This is a genomic window from Streptococcus oralis subsp. dentisani, assembly GCF_003944205.1.
GTDB classification, from domain to species: domain Bacteria; phylum Bacillota; class Bacilli; order Lactobacillales; family Streptococcaceae; genus Streptococcus; species Streptococcus oralis_BH.
Genome location: NZ_RJPH01000039.1, coordinates 1 through 951, shown reverse-complemented (window position 1 = coordinate 951; position 951 = coordinate 1). Strand labels below are relative to the sequence as shown.

Below are 951 nucleotides of genomic sequence, written 5' to 3'. Positions count from 1 at the left end.
GACGAAATTCTAAATTTATATTTTTATTTGACTTATAAATTAAATTTATACAAATTTTTTGTTTAACAATAGCAACATTACTAGATATGCTAGTTTTTTTAATTGTTTGTATCACTTCTTTAGATACTTTTTTCTTGCCTTTTCCATCTAAAACAAGCTTTTTATCTTTAAATACATTCTTTCTAGGCAGTTCAGTTTTCAAATACTTACTATTACTATTTGGAGATTTGCAATAAAGTCTCTGATTCGTTAATCCCTTGAATTTATTCTTATGAATAATATAACCTGATACTTTATTTGGTTTTAAATTATCCCATTCCATTGAAAATTCCTGTTCTTTTATAAGATTAAGAAATTTATCAATAAGTTCAACTTCAGAAGGATAGTTTAGATCGAAAACATACCCCTTTGAACTTAATAAGGATAAAAATTTCTCGAATTGTTTTCTACTCAACCTTAAATTATCACCCGATACTTCTTTAAGAATATTGTTAATTATACTCATTTCTCTTGTATAAGCACTTTTATTCAACCTAGTTCCTAAGTTTCTTTCCACCTCTCTCTTTATTTGTTGATTTAAATCACTATCTACACTGTTATCCAATATCTTTAAAGAAGGTAATAAGAAATGAGTTAAATTATAAATATCGCATAGCATAGCTACTTCAAGTGAGTCTTCTTTACTATTTTCGCCCTTCATTAAGTACTTTGAAAACTGTTCTTCTAAAACTTTTTTAAAAAAATAATCATTGAACATCTCATGAGCAACAGGCATTTTATCAAAAGCAAATAATAATTCTAATCTACTTGATTCTTTTTTAGGCTCATCTTTACACCATTTTGCTAAGGTATCTTCTGATTCTGGGGCTTTTCCTTCAAAATATTTATCTAAAAAAGCTCTTCTCGAATAAGATTTACTTTTTTTATCTCTCTTTCGCTGAGCATCTATAA

The 951-nt window shown here is 26.7% G+C and carries 1 protein-coding gene; it reads right to left on the bottom strand.

What is annotated here, in order from left to right:
- A partial coding sequence (locus D8805_RS10165) for a hypothetical protein (RefSeq protein WP_185774601.1) occupies positions 1-951 on the bottom strand: 951 nt, incomplete at both ends.